Genomic DNA, 18,738 nt, shown 5'->3' on the forward strand with positions numbered 1-18,738 from the left:
TTCCACTTAGGTATGCTGTGATTATTTCGTTCCAGAGCGTCGGGCAAAATCAAAACCGACGTTCCCCTCGAGATGAGCGCGACCGTTACCGGCGGTTCGGCGTCCACTCCTCGCAGGCGTCCATGTCGTCCATCGCCGTCTCGTGGCGGGCACAGTAGGGCACCATTCCGTCCGAGGAGCGGACGTACTCGAAGTGTTCGCAGTTCCCGCAGTAGCGATCCGTCGGGGCGGCCGGCCGCTCGGTCGACGATGTGACGACCTCCGCGTCGTGATCGTCGCCGGAATCGAGCGGCGAGGTGATGTCTGTGTTGGCGGACCCGCCGTCACTGGTCGCAGCGCCGACGCGTCGACCGGGGGCGGAGCCGGTGGGTCGGTTGCCGGTCGACCGCGATGACCGGCGATTGCTCGAGTCCTTGCCGGACGAGAGCGTCGCGGCCTCGCCACCGTTCTGCCCCGCGCCGGCGTCTGCGTTAGTCTGTGTTTCCACGTCTCCGTCGGGGGTGCCACCGAGGAAGCCGATACCGCCGAGTCCACTCGGCTCCTCAGCGTCGTCGACCTCGAGAACGGTCTTGTTGTGGCGAGTGACGTTCATCTCGAGGTTGCCACCGGGGTCGTTGCGTCGCTTGAACGTCGCGACGGCGGCGAACAGACACCAGACCGCGGCCAGGAGCCCGAGCAGGTAAACCGCGGAGACCTCGAGGGTCAGTTGTTGGCCGTAGCCCCGCCAGTGATACGGGTAGGCGTACCAGAAGAGGGCGACCCCGAGCAGACAGAGACTCGCGCTAATCGCGGCGGCGGCCCGAACGCGACGGCCGGTCGGTAGAACGATGAAAACGCCGACGAGGGCGGTCGGGATACTGAGGCCGGCGAGTGCACCGCCGACACGGATGGGAGCGAGGGCGTCGGCGATCGACGGCGCAAGTTCGACCGCGTAGCCGCCGAAGAGGTCCGTCGTCGCGACGAGAACGGCCACGACGGCCAGAAGCGCGCCGAGCAAGACGAGCGTCGTTCCCGCGTACAGTCGACGACTCGTCACCCCCCGCGCGGTCCCGTCGTAGACCTCCGTCAGGCTTGTCATACGGAGCCGTTTGGCGGCCCGCCACAAAACGATACGTCAGACACAGTTCAGATATCAGAGAGGTACAGCGCCAACCAGACGGGGCGGAGCCGGTCGATGCTGTACGGAAGAACGAGCGGATCGGCCGAAACGAAAGCTTGAATCGCTGCCCTCACAAACGACGGCCTATGAGCGACGAGGACGAGGATGCGGAGCCGGCCGTCACGCTCGGAGAGCACACCCCCGTCGAGGGCGCACCGCTCGCCCGCGTGAGCTCGCGACTGACCTGGCCGAAAGAGAAGAGCGAAGTCGACCGCCTCGAGGGTGATTCCGTCATCCGGACGCCCGACGGCCCCCGCGAACTTGGTGGCGTCCTCGAGTCGGTCGAGGAGACGTACTTCCAGCGCCACCAGGAGTTCGAGCGCCACGTTCGAGACGTGATCGGGACCGGACCGGTTCCGACGGCGGACAAGTAACACCGTGGCCTCCGAGTCGGATCACCGCGACAGCCGCTGGTATCGACGGCTGACGGGCCTGACCTGGGTTCAGAAGTCGTTGCTCCTTGGGGCCGTCATCGCGGTGCTCTGGACCCACCTCGTCCCGAACGGGTTCGACCGGCGGGTCGTCATCGATAGCGTGTTGTTGATCGCCGGCCCGCTCGTGCTCGGATTCACCCACGGCCGTCGCATCGGCTGGCGCGTCGATCGGATCGCGCTCCGAAACACCGTCTTGTTAGCGCTATTCGTGCTCCCGTTCTATCTCGTCGGTTCGACGTTCCCGACGATCCGCGCGTTTTACCCGATCTGGGAGACATCCACTGCGCCGGGTGCGTTCATCCCGCACGCGCTCAAACTGCTGACCCTCGCGCTGGCCGCCGAGACCTACTACCGCGGGCTGCTCTGTGTCGGTGTCCGGGAACTCGGCTTCGGTGCGGTGTTCATCAGCCCCGTAGTCTACATGCTGCATCACTCCTCGAAGCCGCCGGTCGAATTCCTGCTGTCGGGGCCGACGGACGTCCTGTTCGGTGCCGTCGACTACAAATCGGACTCCATCCTCCCGTCGGTGCTGGCCCACGGCGGCGGCCTCGTCCTCCTCGACTGGCTGGTGTTACACGAACCGCTGTTCGATCCGACGGTCGTCTTGCGGTACCTCGAGTGGCTGCCGATTCCCCTCTGACGAGTCTCGCGATCGGGGCACCCGGCAGCGACCTATAAGAGGCGAGGCGACCAACCATCACGTATGACGCTGCCCATCGACCCGACGCAGATCGACCCCGAAGATTATGGCGAACACCGCGCGGTTCTCGAGATGGACCACGAGGAGGCCATCGAGCACACGCGCGAAGTATTCACGAACGTCGGCTTCGGCGTTCCGGCCGAGTTCTCGCCCTCAGACCTGCTCAACGAGAAGGTCGACGCCGACCGCGATCCCTACTACGTGCTGGGCGCATGCAATCCGGCGATCGCGGATCGAGTTCTCGACGTGACCGAGGAGATGGGAGCGCTGTTCCCCTGTAACGTCGTTATCTGGGAAGCGGAACCCGGCCGACAGGTCGTCTACCACGTCTCGATCATGAAGATCGCGCGGCTGCTCGGCATCGCGCCCGACGATGAGAACTGGCAGGAAATCGTCGACGAAACCAGCGCGATGGTCTCCGAGGCGTACGAGAACCTCTAGTACGCGACGAACGCCGTTTCGGCAGTGCTCGCCGACCGTTCGATCGAGAATACAGTCACGCATATCAACACTTATGCGTTCGAATAGAGAGAATGACATATGGACGCGCGGACGGCGGTTTTCGCCCTCCTCGTCTGCGTACTCGGCGGACTCGCCGGCGTCGTGGTCCTCCCGCTGCTCGAGTACGTGCTGGCGGCGTGCCTGCTCGCGGTCGTCCTCCGACCGGCCTACGAGCGGTTAGCACCGCGTATCGGCGCACGGACCGCCGGCCTCGCGCTGGCTGGGGTTACCGTCGTCGCCGGCGTCGTTCCGCTGTTGCTCGCGTCGCTGGTCGTGCTCCGGACGACGGCCTCGACCCTCGAGTCGTTCGACGGTGAGCGGATCGCCGCATATGGCAGCGAGCTCGCACGGACCGAACTCGGGATGGGCGAAGAGGCGACCGCCGCCCTCGAGACTGTCGTACAGTCGGAACTCGAGGGCGCGGTCTCGAACGCAACGGAACTGACGTTGGCTCGGATCGTCGAAATCGCCTCGGTCGGCATCGACGCGGCGGTCGGCGTGATCGCCGCCGCTTTCCTGCTCTACTACCTGCTCGTCGACGGTCCGGCCGTCGTCGACTGGCTCCGAACGGTCGCGCCGCTCGAGCCACGCGTATTCGATGAGTTGCTCACGGCGATCCACACCGTCATCTGGGCGGTTCTCCGAAGCCACGTGTTCGTCGCGGTCGTACAGGGGATCCTGGGCGGCCTGGGGCTCGCGCTCTTCGGTGTCCCGTATGCGACCACGTTGACAGTGATCCTCGTTCTCGTCTCGTTTCTGCCCACGATCGGCGTCTGGCTCGTCTGGGCCCCGGTCACGGTCGCGCACGCAACCTCGAGTGGGCTCGTTCGTGGATCGTTCCTGCTGGGGTACGGACTCGTCGTTCTGACGGTCGCCGCCAACTATCTGCGGGCCATCCTCGTCGATCGGGGTTCCGACCTTCATCCGGCGATGGCCCTGCTCGGCGTCGTCGGCGGCAGCTACGCGTTCGGAATCGTGGGGCTGTTCGTCGGCCCCGTCGTCCTCGCGGTGTTCAAGGGCGTACTGACGGTCACGAACGACCTCGTGTCGCCCGCGGTGGCGGCGGGAGGTGACTCGTGTACGGACGAAAACCGAGACCGGCCACGGCCCGCCCAGAAGTGACGCTGCTCAGTCGGCGTACTGCGCTCGTTCGGTCGCTCTGTCCGTCGTCGGAATGCCGAACCCGGTCAGGGTCATCCCGAACAACACGAGCGGCGACAGGAATCCGAACAGGTAGAACGGCGCGTACTCGAGGGTTGCGACGTTGGTCGTAGTGGCCATGAAGACGCCGCCGGCGTGCCACGGAATGAGCGCGCCGGTCGGCGTCCCGGCGGCCTCGACGGCCCGCGAGAGTTCGTCGCTGTCCAGCCCGAACTCCTCGTAGAGGTTCCGCAGCGTCATCCCGGGGAGAAGGATGCTCATGTACTGCTGGGCCGTCAACACGTTGATTGCGATCGCGGAGATGCCAGTGCCGGCGATCAGGCCGCCGGAACTCCGGACGCCCTGGGAGAGGCGATGTGCGAGCACCGCGAGCACGCCGGTCTTCTCGAGCAGGCCCCCGAGCGTGAGCGCAGCGACGACGACCGTGATGGTCCAGGCCGAGCCGGTGAGCCCGTCGGTCTTGAGGAGATTGTTTACGAGAGTAGCGCCGGTCTCGGGTTCGGTGCCGCTCATGAAGACCTCCCAGGCGGTGACGAAGCCGGTTCCCTGAATGAGGATCGAGGTTCCGACGCCGGCGAAGACGCCGGCGACGAGCGTCGGGAGCGCGGGGTAGCCGTAGAGCGCGAGGCCGAAGGTGACGATCAGGGGCACGAAGACGAGCACGGAGAGGTCGTACGTACCCGCGAGCGCGGTCTGAATCTCGGCGACCCGACCGACGGGAATCTCACCGCCCGCTCGGAGGCCGAGCACGGCGAACCCGGCCACCGTGAGGCCGAACGCAATGGCCGTCCCCGTCCGCATGCGGCGGATGTGGTCGTACAGCGGCGTGTTCGTCACGCCGGCAGCGAGGTTGGTCGTGTCAGACAGCGGCGACTGCTTGTCGCCGGCGTAGGCCCCTGAGATGACCGCACCGACGGTCATCGGCGCGGGAATGCCGAGCCCCGCACCGATCCCGACGAAGGCGACGCCGAGCGTTCCGACCGTCGTCCATGAGGAGCCGATCGAGAACGCGACGACGGCGGCGAAAATCACCGTGACGGGCAGGAAGACCGTCGGGTTCAGCAATTCGAGGCCGTAGTACATCAGCGCCGGAATCGTCCCGGCGTCGACCCAAGTCGCGATCAGCGCGTAGATCGTGAAGATGATCAGCAGCGCCTGGAGCCCCATCAGGAGGCTGTCGGCGATTCCGTCGTAGAGGTCCTCCCACGAATAGCCCAGATAGTAGCCGAAGGCGCCCGTGAAGGCGATACTCCACAGCAGCGGAACGTGGGGAGCCATCCCGAGGACGGCAGAGCCCACGCCGAGAAAGACGACGACGGCGAGCACCGGCACGAGCGCGAGCGCGACAGACGGCCGTCGCTCCGGCTCGAGATCCTCGATCGTCGTCGGAGTGAAATCGAGTGACATCACCCGGCGTATGCGGCTGAGGAATAAAAGATGCGCGCCTTATTATCAATGATAATCTATCGGAGAATGTTGACGGACGGTTCACAGGTATTCACAGTGACGTTTTCGGGCGATACAGTGGCGGACAACGGTGAATATCGACGGCTAGTGGTGAACAGAAACGTCCAGTCTCGATCGGTACCGATCGATGGTCAGTATCGACCGCGATACCGAGCGAATGGAATGGTCGATGCGACTCGAGGCAATGTGATGTGGCTCGAGACGGTACAAGACGACTCGCAGTACTCGAAGACGATTGGTCGATCGGATCGGTCGTTAACGGCGGTCGTCAGCCAACTCGCTGCCGTCGGCGGCTTCCACGCCCTCGGCGGTCTCGAGTTCCTCGAGATACTGCTCGGTGTCGTGCTGGATGTATCCGGTGACGACGGCGATGACCGCGAGAACGAACAGCGGGACGCCGACGAGAACGACGAGCAGTCCCACCGCGGTAAGGAATTCGGTGCTGACGAGCGCCAGGGCCATACCGGCCGAAGACGCTCGAGCGATTTAGGCATGGGGTCGGACCCACATGGCTCGTTGAATAGTGCGCTCGAGGAGGAAACGGTCAGTAAATAGCGTGCTCGAGGAGGAGAACGTTGAATAGTGTGTTCGGGAAGTGATGGACCGAAGCGAGGCGTCCTGCTATCGTGGGTTGATCGGCCGAGCGGTACGTAGATCGCCTGTATCGAACACGACCGTAGCCCACTACTCTCGAGCGGAGAATGCGCTGAGATTCGACTGCAGTCCAGCCGCGAGTTCGGACTTCCGACGGAGGCGATCGTGGGTGACCGGCAACTGCGTCGCGACCTCGGCGACCGCCTGGTGGAAGGTCTCGGACTCGCCGTACTCTCCCTCGAAGGCGTTGCGAACGCTCTCGCGAACTTGCCAGACGCCGACGGGCGCCCAGTAGTCGTCGCTCACCTCGCGCAGCACCAGACACTTCGCCTGCCGGCCGATCGACTCGAGGTGCTCTAAGACGGCCAGTCGGGCGGCGTAGTAGGCCCCTGCGGTCTCCTCGACGTAGCTCGAGCGTCCCTCGTATCCTTCCGCGGCGCTGGCCATCCAGACGTTGTCCTCGGGATCGGGGTTCCAGATGCTGCCGGGCGCTTTCATCTCGACGAGTTCGAACTCCCAGTTGCCGGGCGCGAGGATGATCCAGTAGCGGTTGCCCATGTACTCGTTGGCCCAGACCTGAACGTCGTCGATGCTTGGTGCGTTCCGAATGCGCCCGCGCAGGTACTTCCCGACGGTGTCGTCGACGGCCGTGATCGACCACCGCGTCGGGACCAGCCGGCGCTGTTCGGTCTGGCCAAGCGCGCCGGCAGAGAGGATCGAGTTGATGTCGTAGACGTCAAAGCCCCGGCGATAGAGGTAGGTCATCGCTCCTTCTGCCTGCCAGTCGTCATCTTCGAGGGTCTTCTTGACCGGTCGGGGAACGTACGGATTCTCCCGCAGCTCCGCGTTCCGGGCGTTGGCACGCGGGCCGCGCGGCGTCGCCACGTCCGTGCCGGTATCGAGGCCGAGATCCGGCGTGTCGTTCAGTCCGATCTCGAGGTCGACCGGCCGGTCGGCGATCGCGACCTCTCGCTGGACGCCGACGAACCCGCTCCAGGCGTCGTGGACGTTCGGCGTCAGTCGACTCGCGATCGAGGGCGAATCGACGTTCGCGCGCTTGCTCGAGTTCAACAGCCCGGTCCGACGCTGGAGTACGTCGTCGATGGCGTACCCCTGGCGGTACCAGTCGCCGTCGGTGACGTACTCCGCGGCGTCGTCCTCGTCGCCGACCGGCGAGAGCAGCCCGACGGGGATGTCGGGGTAGTTCGACCGCCCGACGAAGATCGACGGCGAGGTCGAGCCGACGAGGGTGTCGCCGCTCAGCGCGTCGTCGAACCGCTGTTCGAACTCCGCTAAATGGTCCGTGATCGCGTAGGACTTTTCCTTGGCGAGGTGGCGGCGCTTTGCCTCCTCGTCTGGCTCTAACTCCTCGATGTACTCGTCGAGGCGCATTCGCTCGAGATAGGGACCACACGGTGTTGAATGTTGAGTTCCGGGAAGGATGTCAGAGGCAGAGGTTCGGTCGGGCGTCGACCACCGAACCTCGTTTCCACTGTTGGCCCCGATCAATAAGTACCCAGCAGCGCATTTTCAGAGTCGGAAAACGCGTCGATAGATCGACCCACACCGATATGCGCGCGGCGTCTCGCATCGCACTCCGGCCGGCGGCCGGGAGCCGTCGAAAGACAACCGTTAAAAACGGCGGGCGGAAAAAGAGGTGTATGAGTACGACCGACGATCGAGAGACGCGCACCTGTGTCTCCTGTGGGCTCAACATCGCGGGCACGAACGCCGCCGCGTTCAAGTGTCCCGACTGCGGCCAGCAGATCTACCGCTGTGCCAAATGTCGCAAGCAGAGCAACCTCTATGAGTGTCCCGACTGCGGATTCACCGGCCCATAAGGTGTTCTTCGATGGGAAAAGTTGCTGCCAAAATCAAGGTCATGCCGGACAGCCCCGATATCGATCTCGACGCACTCCAAGAGCGCCTCGAGAGCGCTCTCCCCGAGGGTGCAAAGATTAACGGCGTCGAACGTGACGAGGTCGCGTTCGGACTCGTCGCCCTCTACCCGACCGTGATCGTTCCCGACGATGCGGGCGGAACCGAGACCGTCGAGGAGAACTTCGCTGATGTCGACGGCGTCGAAAGCGTCGGCGTCGAGAACGTCGGCCGGATCTAACGCCGGCGCGGACTGTTTCGTCGTTTCGATCCTGTCACGATCGACTAGTCCCGACTCCGGCATTGCCACCCCGAACGCCTTTCGTCGCGGGAGCGTTCGGAACGGCTGATGGACGCCCGAACGGTGTTCGCCTGGGCACTGGTGGCCGTGTCGGTCGCGATCCTCTGGGTTCTCGTACAGCCGTTTCTGTCGTGGCTGCTCGTGACGGGCCTGCTCGCGTTCGTTCTCACACCCGTCCACCGGCGACTTGAGGACCGCGTCGGAACGCGCATTTCCGCCGGCGTGCTCGCACTGCTCGTCGTGGTCGTCATCATCGGCTCGCTGATACTTAGCGTAACAGTGATACTCGAACAGGCCAGCACGCTGCTCGAGAACGTGTCGCGGTCGCAGGTACTTGGGCAGGTAAATCAGGTTCTCGAACAGCGGTTCGGGATGACCGTTCCGATTCGGCCCCTCGCCCAGCGCGCGACCGATCGGATTACGGCGTACGCAAGTGGCAGCGTCTCTTCGGTCGTGAGCGTCGGCTTTCACTCGTTTCTTGGCTTTCTGTTGCTCGTATTCGTCCTCTACTACCTCCTCAAGGACGGCGACCGGGCCGTCGAGTGGGTCAGGCGGATAACGCCGCTTCCGCCGGGGGTGAACGACGAACTGATCGCCGCGACGAACCGCATGACGTGGGCGATCCTCAAGGGGCACGTCCTCGTCGCGTTCATTCAGGGGGCCGTCGCGGGCGTTGCCCTCTTCGTTACCGGCGTTCCCGAGGCCGCGATCCTGACGGTCGCGATGATGGTGTTGGCGCTCGTTCCTATCGTCGGCGTCGCACCGATCCTTGGCGGTGCAGTGCTCTATCTCCTTTTCAACGGTCGCGCACTGTCGGCGGCGTTCGTCGTTATCTGGGGGCTTACGTCCGTCGCCGTGACGGACGACTATCTCCGAGCGGTGTTGATCGATCGCGGTTCCGAGCTCCACTCGGCGGTGATCTTCGTCGGCATCTTAGGCGGAACCTATCTCCTCGGCCCAGTCGGCCTGTTTATCGGCCCGCTGCTCATCGGGTTCGCCCTGACGGCGATCGAAGTACTGGGGGACTACTACGGCGTAATCCACCGACCTGTGAGGTGATCGACGCCTGACGACTCATACGATCTGCCGTACCTGGGTATCGGCGTCCCTCGGAAGCGGGTCCCGGAGACGCCGAAACTGAGTACGTCCAGTGGTCCGTATCAGTTCGGGTTTCGATCCCGGTTCGCGCCCAGATCGGCCTGAGAAACGATCTCCGCACCGACGGGCGAGAGATCGACGGTCACGTCTTCGGCGACGGCCTTGTTGATCTCGTCTAGGTTACCGGCGAGTACCGTCAGTACGTCGTCGGGGTTGGCGTACAGAAGCATGTTCCCGTCTTGCCCCTCCGCGACGAGTTGTGTGTCGTTCAGCACGACCTGGTCGTTCTGAATCGTCGCCGAGACGACCGGTAGTGCCTCCGGCTTTCCGGGTTCGTCGTCTCTCACTCTGCGGATGTGCACCTCATCGAGGTCGATGACTTCCCTGTGTTCTTTGATCTGCTCGGCGCAGTTGACCATATCGTTAAGAAGGGCCGTCCGCTGTTCGTTGCCGTGATCGCCCTCGAGACAGTGCTGACAGACGCGGAGTTCGAGACGCATTGCCCGTCGATTGGTGTTCGAGACCGATGAGAATTCCGCTTCGATCCGTCCGTCGCTCACTCGCGCCGTCGGTCGTAGATCTCCCCGATCCGTTTGCTTCCCCGGTCGACGTATCCCCCGTGATAACACAGCGTGTGGTCGACCTCGAGTGCGGCCAACGAGCCGACAGACTCCATCGCGCGGTCCATGTCGGGTGTGAAACGTGGTTTCGGACCGGCAAGTTTACCCTCGCTGCCGTCCGCGACGAGGGCGTCGCCGGCAATAAGGAGGTTCCCGTCGGGGAAGTACAGCGAGACGTGACCCGGCGCGTGACCGGGCGTCGCCACGACTGCCATCGGTCCGCCGAGCGTCGGGATTCGAACCCCGTCGGCCAACTCGAGGTCGACGTCGACTGGCGGATAGCGATCCCCATCGCCCGCGATCGGGTCGCGCTCGCCCGAGACGTACGGCGCTTCCTCGCGGTGGGTCGCGACGACCGCGTCGACCCGCTCTACTAATTCCGCTAGCCCGCCCGCGTGGTCCCCGTCGTGGTGCGTGAGGACCACCAGCCAGATGTCCGCGAGTTCGTACCCGAGACTCGTCAAGTGGGTCTCGAGGGGGCCGACGGCACCCTCGGGACCGACGTCGAGTAGAACGAGTCCGCGGTTAGTTTCGACGACTGCGGGGGTGATCGTAATCGATCGGCCGTCGTACTCGACTGTGATCGGCAGTGCGTGGATTCCGGTGTTCTCCGCCATATGGGCCACATTCGCCGCCACCACGATATGTGTGGGTGGCCGCGGCGAGCGGCCGATTCGGAGCAGAGTCTAGTCGGAAACTTCATAGACCTATTCATATGAATACATAACTTTATCACATGTGAATTTCATCATGTAGGTGATGCGGAACGAGTCTCCAGTCCCCATCCCTGACATCGACGGAAATCCGGTTGCGGCCGTTCGACGACAGGACCTCCCCGATACCGCCCTTCCGCTGCTCGACTCGTACGACGATATCGCCGCCGACAGAGATCGGTTCCTCTGGCGCTGGCTCTATCACCTCTTTCCGACGTTTCGGCTCTCGTGTGTCGACGACGACCGCGCGTGTCCCGTCCGCGACGCGAAGTTAGTCGCGTCGGTTTTCGCCGTCGTTGCGGACGATGTCGCCGAACGGCACGGCGATCGAGCGACCTTCGACGAACTGACGAAGATTCCGTATAGCGACCGGCGGCCCGTCCCCTCACGCCGCGACGTCGACGGCGACGTCGTCCGATTTCTGACGGACGTCTGGGAGGAGTTTGCGACGCTGTACGAGTCTGGGCCCCGCACCGCAGAGTTCACGGAACTTCTGCAGTTCGACCTCCGACAGGTCTTTCGAGCGGTCGAGTACTCGTATCTCGCGAACGACAACCCGGGGCTCGTCTCGGAGCGCGAGCTCTGGGCACACGACGTCCACAACATGATGATATACGTGTACGCGGATATCGATCTCGCGAACGCACAAGCGTTCGATTCCGACGAATTGTCGCTGCTGCGCCGAGTCTGCGATCGAACCCAGCGGATGGCCCGCATCGGCAACTGGATCTCGACCTGGAAGCGAGAACTCGCCGAGGGCGACTGCAGTTCCGGCGTCGTCGTCCACGCGCTCGAAAACGACATCGTATCGCGGGACCGAATTCGGACGCTCCGACGCAATCCGACCGATGCGGTCGTCTGTTCGACCATCGATACGATCGCTGAGTCTGATGTCGAAGACCACTTTCTGGCGCGCTGGCGCGCCGAATACGAGAACGCGACGCGGTTCGCATCCGAAATCGACAGCGTTGATATCGAGGCCTACCTCGAGGGATTCGAGCGGATACTGGGCTATCACGTCACGAGCGAAGGCCTCAAGTAAGCGCCAGATTTCGGGCCGCGAACGCGGGCCGACTCGAGGCTTGCGTTACGACGAGAGGGCCGCGTCGATTGCCGTCTCGAGATCCGAGATCAGGTCGTCGACGTGCTCGATGCCGACCGAGACGCGAATCAGGCTGTCCGAGAGCCCGGCCGCGAGCCGTTCCTCGCGGGGAATCGCAGCGTGGGTCATCGGCGCGGGCTGTTCGATCAGGCTTTCCACCCCGCCAAGACTCTCCGCGAGCGTGAAGATCTCGGTGTTCGAGACGACCGCGCTGGCCTCCTCCGGACTCGCGTCGAGTTCGAAGCTCAACATCCCGCCGAAGTCGTCCATCTGATCGGCGGCGATCTCGTGGCCGGGGTGGGACTCGAGACCGGGGTAGTAGACCCGGTCGACATCAGGGTGGTCCTCGAGCCACGTGGCGACGGCCCGCGCGTTCTCGCAGTGGCGATCCATGCGGACGGGGAGGGTCTTCGTTCCACGGAGCACGAGGAAACACTCGAAGGGGCCGGGCGTCGCCCCGACAGAGTTCTGGAAGAAGCCAAGCCGTTCGTCCAGTTCCTCGTCGTCGGTCATCAGCGCGCCGCCGACCACGTCGGAGTGACCGCCGAGGTACTTGGTCAGTGAGTGCGAGACGATATCCGCGCCAAGGTCGAGTGGTCGCTGGAGGTACGGCGTTGCGAACGTGTTGTCGATCGCACAGAGCACATCGTTGTCGTGGGCGATCTCGGCCGCCCCCTCGATATCCACGATCGACATGAGCGGATTAGTGGGGGTCTCGAGCCACAGTAGCGCCGTCTCCTCGCGGAACGCAGCCGCGATCTCGTCGAGATCGGTCATATCGACGAAGGAAAACTCGAGGTCGTAGTCCTCGTAGACCTGCGTGAAGATGCGGTGGGTGCCGCCGTAGACGTCGTTGCCCGTCACGACGTGGTCGCCGGCCTCGAGGAGGTTCAGGACCGTATTGATCGAGGCCATCCCGCTGGCGAACGCACGGCCGTACTCGGCGTTCTCGAGGCTTGCGAGGTTTTCCTCGAGGTCCGTCCGCGTCGGGTTCCCGGTGCGGGAGTACTCGTAGCCGCGGTGATCGCCGGGCGCGTCCTGCTCGTACGTCGAGTTGGCGTGAATTGGCGTCATCAGCGCGCCGGTCTCGGGGTCAGGCGCTTGGCCGGCGTGGATCGATCTGGTCTCGATCCGGCGGTCGTGATCGTCGTCCATACGGAAACGGGCAACCCGCGGTCGGATCACTGTTTGGGACGGGGAGGCTGAAATGGTCAGCGGCGGCGAGACGGCTCGCGGAGTCGTAAGGGAGTACCGCGCGAGCGGAGCGAGCGCGGCCTTTTTGGTCCAGATTTTTGCTCCGAGCGGTTCCTCGCGCAGCGAGGAATCCCGAGGAGCAAAAGGTGGGCGTAATACGTGTGTTTTATAACCGTCACCGGACAACCCGGTCGTACGACTATGCCGAAATCTAATGGCCCTCGTCAGGGAACCCGGCGAAAGCTCGCGAACGACCCCCGAGATCGCGGTACGTCGCCGCCACAGCGCGCGATCCAGGAGTACGAAGCAGGCGAAAAGGTCCACCTGAAGATCGACCCCAGCGTTCCGGACGGACGTTTCCACCCGCGATTCGACGGTCGCACCGGCGAAGTCATCGGGAAACAGGGCAGTGCGTTCAAAGTCCAGATCAACGACGGCGGCTCGGACAAGACGCTGCTCGTCACCGCGGCCCACCTGCGCGCGCAAAATCAGGAGAAGAGCCGAATCTAACCGCAGGATGACGATCTTCAAAGAGATCGTCGACGAGGAGTTCCTGACGGTCTCGGAAACGAAGGAGCTGCTCGCCGACATCGAAGCCGAACGCGCGATGGACGAGGATCGCGAGCTACGCTACGAGCTCGCGCGGGCGATCGAACACGCGAACCGGTTCGCCGTCTTGGAGCCCGAGGAAGCTCAAGCGCTCGTCGACGACCTGCAGGACCTCGAGAAGGTCGACGAGCCGACGGCCTATAAGATCGCGAACCTCCTGCCACGAGACCGAGACGAGCTCCGGTCGGTCTACGCACAGCAGCGCTACTCGTTGTCGGGGGACGAACTCGACGAGATTCTCAACGTCGTCGCGCAGTACGCCTGACTCACGCTCGAACCGGTTTTCGTATCCGATAGCGGTGAGACGTGAGTCTCGCAGACGAATCTCCGTGATCGGCCACCGAGCTGGAGCCGGAAAGCGGGGCGACTCTTTAAGTACGCCGTTACCGTACCGTAAACCAATGAGCGAAGCTGATCGCGATGAGAGAGACGTTCGGCGCGCGGTCGTGTTGGACTACCTCGCACACGGGCTGTCGGATGACGGCCGACCGCAGTACGCGAAGTCGCCGGCGGGCTACGCCGTCGGGATCGAGGACTTTCAGCTCTATCAGGTCGCCTTCGACGAGGACGAGCGGCTCACGATCGGCAGCGAGGTCGTCGTCGAACCGGCCGCCGAGCGCGATGTCGTCACCGAAGCCCACCGCGTCGAATACGAGGATCTCTCCTCGGGCGCGCAGTCGGAACTCGAGTACGTCGTCGCTGATCTCGTCGAGGAAAACGAAGAGCGGTTCGTCGACTTCTACAACGACGCCCAGCCGATCACGCTGCGACTTCACCAGTTGAACCTGCTGCCGGGGATCGGGAAGAAGCTCCGTAACAGCATCTTAGACGAGCGAAAGCGAAAGCCCTTCGAGAGCTTCGAGGAACTTTCGGAGCGCGTCTCGGGGTTACACGATCCCGACGAGATCCTCGTCGAGCGCATCTTAGAGGAGTTGCGCGACGACGATCTCAAATATCAGACGTTCGTCGGTCGCCGGGAACAGGAACAGAACACGGACTGAGTCCGCTCTTCTGCGGGTCGAACGATCGCGACCGCCGGACGAGGATCGCCGATCGAATTCGAGACGGTGCGTTTACACCGTCCCCATCCGTAACGCCGGCAATGAGAGACCCAGACGGACTGATCGCTCGGGCGGGCGTCCGCGGCGATCCGGACCGCGACCAGCACTTCCTCGTCGACGATCGCGTGCTGGACCGGTTGCCGACCTATCTCACGGATCGCGAGGCGCAACGCGCCATAGATACCGCGGGCGGTGATCCCTCGCAGGCAGTGGAGAGCGACGGCGAGACGAGCCACCTGCTCGAGATCGGGGGTGGCACGGGCGCGCTGACGGACCGGCTACTCGCGGTCGGTGACGAGGTGACCGTCGTCGAGCGCGACCACGAACTCGCCGCATTTCTGCGCGAGGAGTTCGCCGACGAGATCGCAGCCGATCGGCTGACCGTGATCGAGGGCGACGCGCTCGAGGTCGAGTTGCCCGACTTCTCGGCGTCGGTATCGAACCTCCCCTACGGCGTCTCGAGCGAGATCGCATTCCGGCTCTTTCCAGCCGAAAAGCCGCTCGTCTTGATGTTTCAACGGGAGTTCGCCGAGCGGATGGTCGCCGAGCCCGGAACGAGCGAGTACGGCCGGCTCTCGGTCTCGAGTCAGCACTTCGCCGACGTGGAACTCGTCGAATCGATTCCGAAAGAGGCGTTCGAGCCACAGCCGGCGGTTCAGAGCGCGGTGGTGCGGGCGGTGCCGCGCGAACCCGACTACGAAGTCGACGACGAGGAGTTTTTCCTACGATTCGTCAAAGCGCTGTTCACGCAGCGCCGGAAGACGATCCGCAATGCGATTCGGAACACGGCACACATCTCCGGACTCGGCGAGCCGGAAGCGGTCGTCGAGGCGGCCGACGAGGATGTCCTTCGAAAGCGTGCGGGCGCGATGGCCCCGGCCGAGTTCGCCGCGCTGGCACGGCTCGCGATGGACGTGGGCGATCTCGAGGAGTAAATCGGGCTCACTCCTCGAGTCAAAACGGGCTGCTTGCGTCACGCGGGAGTGCCTTAACCAACGGATACTCAAAGCTGCACGGTCGACAGATCGGAGAGACGAACGCATGTCCGGACTACTGACGAGGGCCGGTTGGCTATCGGAGCTGTTCCCGACGATGCCGCTCAAACTCGCGGTGTCGGCCGCGGCCGTCGGGCTCGTACTCGCCGTGCTCCTCTCCTATCGGCGGGTACACGCGTGGCTGACTGACCGGGCGAGGCCGCTGTACGCCGACATCGTTTCGATGACGCTGCTCATCGGAACGTGTGCGCTGAGTCTCGCCGTCGTGACCGGCGTCTGGGGGCAGACGGATGATATCCAGCAGCTTTCTGCGGAGCTCAATCTGGGCGGCAGAGCCGTTCCGCACGCGATACTTTCGTTTATACTGTTCGTCGTGACGGTCATCGTCACGCGGTTCGTTCGACGAGTGATCGAAGAGGTCTTAGACTCGACGGCGGCCGTCACCGAACACCAACGACAGATCACCCATCGACTCACTCAGGTGGTCATCTGGTCTGTTTCCCTCGTCGTCATCCTCGGCATCTGGATCAAAGATCTGGGCAGTCTGCTCGTCGGGGCCGGCTTCCTCGGGATCGTCCTCGGTATGGCCGCCCGCCAGACGCTCGGAACGATGCTCGCCGGCTTCGTCCTGATGTTCGCCCGGCCGTTCGAAATCGGCGATTGGATCGAGGTCGACGGCGACGAGGGCGTCGTCACCGACATCTCGATCGTCAACACCCAGGTCCGGTCGTTCGACGGCGAGTACATCATGATCCCGAACGACGCCATCGCCTCGAGCACCGTGACCAACCGCTCGAAGCGCGGCCGCCTGCGCCTCGAGGTCGACGTCGGCGTCGACTACGCGACCGACGTGGACCGCGCGATCGACCTCGCGACGGAGGCGGTCACGGAGATCGACGAGACGCTGTCCGCGCCGTCGCCACAGGTCGTCGCCAAGTCGTTCGGCGATTCGGCGGTCGTTCTCGCCGTCCGATTCTGGATCGACAAACCGAGCGCCAGACGCTACTGGCGGGCGCGAACGGCCGCGATCAACGCGATCAAGGAGGCGTTCGAGGCCGAGGATATCAAGATTCCGTACCCACAGCGAGAACTCTCCGGACGAGACGAGACCGGCGGCTTTCGAGTCGCCGACGAACGGGCGACCGAACCGAGTACTCGGGTCGGCGACGGAACCACACGGGAACATCGGATGACGACACCGGAGGAGAACTGATGGGACTCGAGGACCGACGCGACGAGGAACCGGATGTCTACCAGCCCGCCGAGGACTCGCAGCTGCTGGCCGAGGCCGTCTGCGAGCGCCTCGCGGGCGACGCCCTCGTCCTCGAGGTGGGTACTGGCTCGGGGTACGTCGCCGGACAGATTGCCGACGAGACGGACGCTCGCGTGATTGCCTCGGATCTGAACCCTCACGCCGTCCGTCAGGCCCGCAGCGAGGACGTCGAGACGGTGCGAGCGGATCTCGTCGCGCCGTTCCGGGACGGCACGTTCGACGCCGTCGTCTTCAACCCGCCGTACCTGCCGACAGACCCCGAAAACGAGTGGGACGACTGGATGGAGCGCGCGCTGTCGGGCGGCGAGGACGGCCGCGCCGTCATCGACCCGTTCCTCGAGACGGTCGGCCGCGTGCTCGCGCCCGACGGCGTCAGCTACCTGCTCGTCAGCAGCCTCACCGGCGTCGACGATGTCGTCGAACGAGCCGGTGAGGAGGGCTTCAGCGCCGTCGCCGTCGCCGACGAGTCGTTCCCCTTTGAAACGCTGACCATCCTCGAGTTGCTTCGGTAAGGGCCGAACGCGACCTGGTGGTCGTCAAACTACGGCGACCACTCGTCAGCCGATTCAGCCGGCCACTGGTCTTCAGGCCTCCGTTCGAAACGTCATAGAAATATACATTATAGGTGGTTGAGTTCTACGGTGCAATGCCCGCTACTCGACGAAGCCTGCTGACCGCTGTCGGAGCCAGCGCCGCAAGCGCCGTGCTCGCAGGGTGTTCGCTACTCTCGAGCGATCCCCAGCCCGATGAGCCGCCGGCATCGGGTGTCAGTCGGCAACCGGCTCCCAAGAACAACATCCACGGAGCGAACGGTGACTGGTCGAGTTTCGGTTGCAACGCGGCCAACACCCGTGCCGTCGCCGACGGAAAGGCCCCCGTGGACGGCGTCACCGAGCGCTGGCGGGTCGACGTCGCACCGTTCTCATCTCACGCACCCGTCGTCGCCGACGGGCGCGTGTATCAACCTGACGCCAGAACTCTGCGGGTCTTCGACGCCGCGGACGGAACGGAACGATGGACCGTCGAAGAGAGGACAACGGCACCGCTGGTCCGCGGCGGCGTCGCGTACGTCGCGACGGCGAACGCGATCCGTGCGTTCGAGGCCGAGACGGGCGAGCAGTTGTGGGAGCGATCGTTCGAGACTCACGGCGGCGTGACAACACCGACGATGTACTACGACCGACTACTGGTCTGCGGTGCAGGTGATCGAGTCGTCGGTCTCGATCCGGGAAACGGCGAAATACGCTGGGAAAAGACCGTGTTTGGCCAGATACTCGACCACCTCGCCGTCTTTCAGGGCTACGGTTTCGTCGTCGCGACTGAAGCGGGCGAGGTGTCGCTGCTCGCGGAGGACGGGACGGGGTGGTGGCGATGGGAACTGCCCGCCAAACCGAGCGGTCCGCCGACCGCGGGCTCGGACTCGGTGTACATATCCTGCCAAGACGGAAAGACGTACGCGTTGATGGACGACGGCCTCTCGAGTCCGACGATCAACTGGACGGCCGACACTGGTAGGACGCAACGCGGCATCGGTGTCGTAGATAATCTCGTCCTCGCTGCGACCGGCCGTGGTCTCTCCGCCATCGACGCCGAGTCCGGCAAGCGCCACTGGACACACGACATCGGCGACTGGCAACACACGGCCCCGGCGTACGGCCGCGACACCGTCTTCGTCGGCGGCGACCGCCTCTGGGCACTGGATCCGACGCCGGGCGACAGTCCAGACGGCGGACCGGCGGTCCGATTCGAGCGCGAGTTCGCGGGTCGCGTCGGTCCAGGACCCATCCTCGACGACGGCACGATTTACGTCGTCGCACAGGTCGATACGGGGACATACGCGCCGGGGACGTACGCGCTGCTGGCACTCGAGTAACGTCG

At 64.2% G+C, this 18,738-nt stretch carries 22 protein-coding genes; 15 read left to right on the forward strand and 7 right to left on the reverse strand.

Annotated features, from left to right (window positions below; all coding sequences use genetic code 11):
* Positions 1–85 precede the first annotated feature (85 nt).
* Positions 86–1,078, reverse strand: a complete 993-nt coding sequence (locus tag ACJ70B_RS16385; protein ID WP_408958062.1) for a hypothetical protein — start codon at positions 1,076–1,078, stop codon at positions 86–88.
* 167 nt (positions 1,079–1,245) lie between these two features.
* On the opposite strand from ACJ70B_RS16385, the gene ACJ70B_RS16390 reads away from it, so the two are divergent.
* The 4 genes from ACJ70B_RS16390 (at position 1,246) to ACJ70B_RS16405 (ending at position 3,916) form a co-directional block, all read left to right on the forward strand.
* A complete protein-coding gene (locus tag ACJ70B_RS16390; RefSeq protein ID WP_408958063.1) occupies positions 1,246–1,533 on the forward strand; it encodes a DUF5789 family protein in 288 nt (95 codons plus the stop codon).
* A gap of 4 nt (positions 1,534–1,537) precedes the next feature.
* Positions 1,538–2,233 (forward strand): type II CAAX prenyl endopeptidase Rce1 family protein, encoded by a 696-nt coding sequence (locus tag ACJ70B_RS16395; protein WP_408958064.1) that lies wholly within the window; start codon positions 1,538–1,540, stop codon positions 2,231–2,233.
* 63 nt (positions 2,234–2,296) lie between these two features.
* Positions 2,297–2,734, forward strand: a complete 438-nt coding sequence (locus tag ACJ70B_RS16400; RefSeq protein ID WP_408958065.1) for a DUF302 domain-containing protein — start codon at positions 2,297–2,299, stop codon at positions 2,732–2,734.
* Between the two features lie 99 nt (positions 2,735–2,833).
* The gene (locus ACJ70B_RS16405) at positions 2,834–3,916 is read left to right on the forward strand and encodes an AI-2E family transporter (RefSeq protein ID WP_408958066.1); all 1,083 of its coding nucleotides are present in this window, start codon (positions 2,834–2,836) and stop codon (positions 3,914–3,916) included.
* 6 nt (positions 3,917–3,922) lie between these two features.
* Here ACJ70B_RS16405 and nhaC read toward each other — a convergent pair whose 3' ends face one another.
* From nhaC to nreA, 3 genes are all read right to left on the reverse strand, one after another.
* Positions 3,923–5,362 carry a Na+/H+ antiporter NhaC gene (gene nhaC, locus ACJ70B_RS16410; RefSeq protein WP_408958067.1) on the reverse strand — a complete coding sequence of 480 codons (1,440 nt, stop codon included), beginning with the start codon at positions 5,360–5,362 and terminating at the stop codon, positions 3,923–3,925.
* 315 nt (positions 5,363–5,677) lie between these two features.
* Positions 5,678–5,884 carry a hypothetical protein gene (locus ACJ70B_RS16415; RefSeq protein ID WP_408958068.1) on the reverse strand — a complete coding sequence of 69 codons (207 nt, stop codon included), beginning with the start codon at positions 5,882–5,884 and terminating at the stop codon, positions 5,678–5,680.
* A 222-nt stretch (positions 5,885–6,106) separates the two neighbouring features.
* Positions 6,107–7,408: a DNA repair protein NreA gene (nreA, locus tag ACJ70B_RS16420; RefSeq protein ID WP_408958069.1), complete on the reverse strand. Its 1,302-nt coding sequence runs from the start codon at positions 7,406–7,408 to the stop codon at positions 6,107–6,109.
* Positions 7,409–7,677: 269 nt separating this feature from the next.
* Between nreA and ACJ70B_RS16425 the strand changes: the two genes are divergently transcribed.
* The 3 genes from ACJ70B_RS16425 to ACJ70B_RS16435 all read left to right on the forward strand — a co-directional run bounded on the left by ACJ70B_RS16425 (position 7,678) and on the right by ACJ70B_RS16435 (position 9,254).
* Positions 7,678–7,857 carry an HVO_2753 family zinc finger protein gene (locus ACJ70B_RS16425; RefSeq protein WP_408958070.1) on the forward strand — a complete coding sequence of 60 codons (180 nt, stop codon included), beginning with the start codon at positions 7,678–7,680 and terminating at the stop codon, positions 7,855–7,857.
* 11 nt (positions 7,858–7,868) lie between these two features.
* On the forward strand, positions 7,869–8,135 hold the full coding sequence (locus tag ACJ70B_RS16430; protein ID WP_408958071.1) for an elongation factor 1-beta: 267 nt from the start codon (positions 7,869–7,871) through the stop codon (positions 8,133–8,135).
* A 108-nt stretch (positions 8,136–8,243) separates the two neighbouring features.
* Complete coding sequence (locus ACJ70B_RS16435; RefSeq protein WP_408958072.1) at positions 8,244–9,254, forward strand: AI-2E family transporter; 1,011 nt, start codon at positions 8,244–8,246, stop codon at positions 9,252–9,254.
* 101 nt (positions 9,255–9,355) lie between these two features.
* Here the strand turns inward: ACJ70B_RS16435 and ACJ70B_RS16440 are convergent, their stop codons facing one another.
* Both ACJ70B_RS16440 and ACJ70B_RS16445 read right to left on the reverse strand, forming a co-directional pair.
* Entirely contained in the window at positions 9,356–9,793 is a 438-nt protein-coding gene (locus ACJ70B_RS16440) for a hypothetical protein (RefSeq protein WP_408958073.1), read from the reverse strand.
* 56 nt (positions 9,794–9,849) lie between these two features.
* Positions 9,850–10,530: an MBL fold metallo-hydrolase gene (locus ACJ70B_RS16445; protein ID WP_408958074.1), complete on the reverse strand. Its 681-nt coding sequence runs from the start codon at positions 10,528–10,530 to the stop codon at positions 9,850–9,852.
* Between the two features lie 142 nt (positions 10,531–10,672).
* Here ACJ70B_RS16445 and ACJ70B_RS16450 point away from each other — a divergent pair, with 142 nt between their 5' ends.
* Complete coding sequence (locus tag ACJ70B_RS16450; protein ID WP_408958075.1) at positions 10,673–11,668, forward strand: hypothetical protein; 996 nt, start codon at positions 10,673–10,675, stop codon at positions 11,666–11,668.
* 45 nt (positions 11,669–11,713) lie between these two features.
* On the opposite strand, the gene ACJ70B_RS16455 is transcribed toward ACJ70B_RS16450, so the two are convergent.
* Entirely contained in the window at positions 11,714–12,883 is a 1,170-nt protein-coding gene (locus tag ACJ70B_RS16455) for a cystathionine gamma-synthase (protein ID WP_408958076.1), read from the reverse strand.
* Between the two features lie 240 nt (positions 12,884–13,123).
* Between ACJ70B_RS16455 and ACJ70B_RS16460 the strand changes: the two genes are divergently transcribed.
* The 7 genes from ACJ70B_RS16460 to ACJ70B_RS16490 all read left to right on the forward strand — a co-directional run bounded on the left by ACJ70B_RS16460 (position 13,124) and on the right by ACJ70B_RS16490 (position 18,733).
* Positions 13,124–13,432, forward strand: a complete 309-nt coding sequence (locus tag ACJ70B_RS16460) for a 50S ribosomal protein L21e (RefSeq protein ID WP_408958077.1) — start codon at positions 13,124–13,126, stop codon at positions 13,430–13,432.
* A gap of 7 nt (positions 13,433–13,439) precedes the next feature.
* Complete coding sequence (locus ACJ70B_RS16465) at positions 13,440–13,796, forward strand: RNA polymerase Rpb4 family protein (protein WP_408958078.1); 357 nt, start codon at positions 13,440–13,442, stop codon at positions 13,794–13,796.
* Positions 13,797–13,932: 136 nt separating this feature from the next.
* A complete protein-coding gene (locus ACJ70B_RS16470) occupies positions 13,933–14,532 on the forward strand; it encodes a DUF655 domain-containing protein (protein WP_408958079.1) in 600 nt (199 codons plus the stop codon).
* 101 nt (positions 14,533–14,633) lie between these two features.
* Positions 14,634–15,527 (forward strand): 16S rRNA (adenine(1518)-N(6)/adenine(1519)-N(6))-dimethyltransferase RsmA, encoded by an 894-nt coding sequence (rsmA, locus tag ACJ70B_RS16475; protein WP_408958080.1) that lies wholly within the window; start codon positions 14,634–14,636, stop codon positions 15,525–15,527.
* 106 nt (positions 15,528–15,633) lie between these two features.
* A complete protein-coding gene (locus ACJ70B_RS16480) occupies positions 15,634–16,800 on the forward strand; it encodes a mechanosensitive ion channel family protein (RefSeq protein ID WP_408958081.1) in 1,167 nt (388 codons plus the stop codon).
* Positions 16,800–17,372, forward strand: coding sequence for a HemK2/MTQ2 family protein methyltransferase (locus ACJ70B_RS16485; protein WP_408958082.1), 573 nt, complete (start codon positions 16,800–16,802; stop codon positions 17,370–17,372). Before ACJ70B_RS16480 ends, ACJ70B_RS16485 begins: the two co-directional genes overlap by 1 nt.
* 134 nt (positions 17,373–17,506) lie before the next feature.
* Entirely contained in the window at positions 17,507–18,733 is a 1,227-nt protein-coding gene (locus ACJ70B_RS16490) for a PQQ-binding-like beta-propeller repeat protein (RefSeq protein ID WP_408958083.1), read from the forward strand.
* Positions 18,734–18,738 lie beyond the last annotated feature (5 nt).

Source organism: Natrinema sp. 74 (genome assembly GCF_046097095.1).
Classification (GTDB): domain Archaea; phylum Halobacteriota; class Halobacteria; order Halobacteriales; family Natrialbaceae; genus Natrinema.

Coding starts and splice junctions, on each gene's coding strand:
- rsmA (WP_408958080.1), top strand. CDS start 14,634: ATGAGAGACCCAGACGGACTGATCGCTCGGGCGGGCGTCCGCGGCGAT.
- ACJ70B_RS16390 (WP_408958063.1), top strand. CDS start 1,246: ATGAGCGACGAGGACGAGGATGCGGAGCCGGCCGTCACGCTCGGAGAG.
- ACJ70B_RS16490 (WP_408958083.1), top strand. CDS start 17,507: ATGCCCGCTACTCGACGAAGCCTGCTGACCGCTGTCGGAGCCAGCGCC.
- ACJ70B_RS16455 (WP_408958076.1), bottom strand. CDS start 12,883: ATGGACGACGATCACGACCGCCGGATCGAGACCAGATCGATCCACGCC.
- ACJ70B_RS16465 (WP_408958078.1), top strand. CDS start 13,440: ATGACGATCTTCAAAGAGATCGTCGACGAGGAGTTCCTGACGGTCTCG.
- ACJ70B_RS16470 (WP_408958079.1), top strand. CDS start 13,933: ATGAGCGAAGCTGATCGCGATGAGAGAGACGTTCGGCGCGCGGTCGTG.
- ACJ70B_RS16485 (WP_408958082.1), top strand. CDS start 16,800: ATGGGACTCGAGGACCGACGCGACGAGGAACCGGATGTCTACCAGCCC.
- ACJ70B_RS16450 (WP_408958075.1), top strand. CDS start 10,673: ATGCGGAACGAGTCTCCAGTCCCCATCCCTGACATCGACGGAAATCCG.
- ACJ70B_RS16405 (WP_408958066.1), top strand. CDS start 2,834: ATGGACGCGCGGACGGCGGTTTTCGCCCTCCTCGTCTGCGTACTCGGC.
- ACJ70B_RS16460 (WP_408958077.1), top strand. CDS start 13,124: ATGCCGAAATCTAATGGCCCTCGTCAGGGAACCCGGCGAAAGCTCGCG.
- ACJ70B_RS16385 (WP_408958062.1), bottom strand. CDS start 1,078: ATGACAAGCCTGACGGAGGTCTACGACGGGACCGCGCGGGGGGTGACG.
- ACJ70B_RS16480 (WP_408958081.1), top strand. CDS start 15,634: ATGTCCGGACTACTGACGAGGGCCGGTTGGCTATCGGAGCTGTTCCCG.
- ACJ70B_RS16435 (WP_408958072.1), top strand. CDS start 8,244: ATGGACGCCCGAACGGTGTTCGCCTGGGCACTGGTGGCCGTGTCGGTC.
- ACJ70B_RS16400 (WP_408958065.1), top strand. CDS start 2,297: ATGACGCTGCCCATCGACCCGACGCAGATCGACCCCGAAGATTATGGC.
- ACJ70B_RS16440 (WP_408958073.1), bottom strand. CDS start 9,793: ATGCGTCTCGAACTCCGCGTCTGTCAGCACTGTCTCGAGGGCGATCAC.
- ACJ70B_RS16430 (WP_408958071.1), top strand. CDS start 7,869: ATGGGAAAAGTTGCTGCCAAAATCAAGGTCATGCCGGACAGCCCCGAT.
- ACJ70B_RS16425 (WP_408958070.1), top strand. CDS start 7,678: ATGAGTACGACCGACGATCGAGAGACGCGCACCTGTGTCTCCTGTGGG.
- ACJ70B_RS16445 (WP_408958074.1), bottom strand. CDS start 10,530: ATGGCGGAGAACACCGGAATCCACGCACTGCCGATCACAGTCGAGTAC.
- nreA (WP_408958069.1), bottom strand. CDS start 7,408: ATGCGCCTCGACGAGTACATCGAGGAGTTAGAGCCAGACGAGGAGGCA.
- ACJ70B_RS16415 (WP_408958068.1), bottom strand. CDS start 5,884: ATGGCCCTGGCGCTCGTCAGCACCGAATTCCTTACCGCGGTGGGACTG.
- nhaC (WP_408958067.1), bottom strand. CDS start 5,362: ATGTCACTCGATTTCACTCCGACGACGATCGAGGATCTCGAGCCGGAG.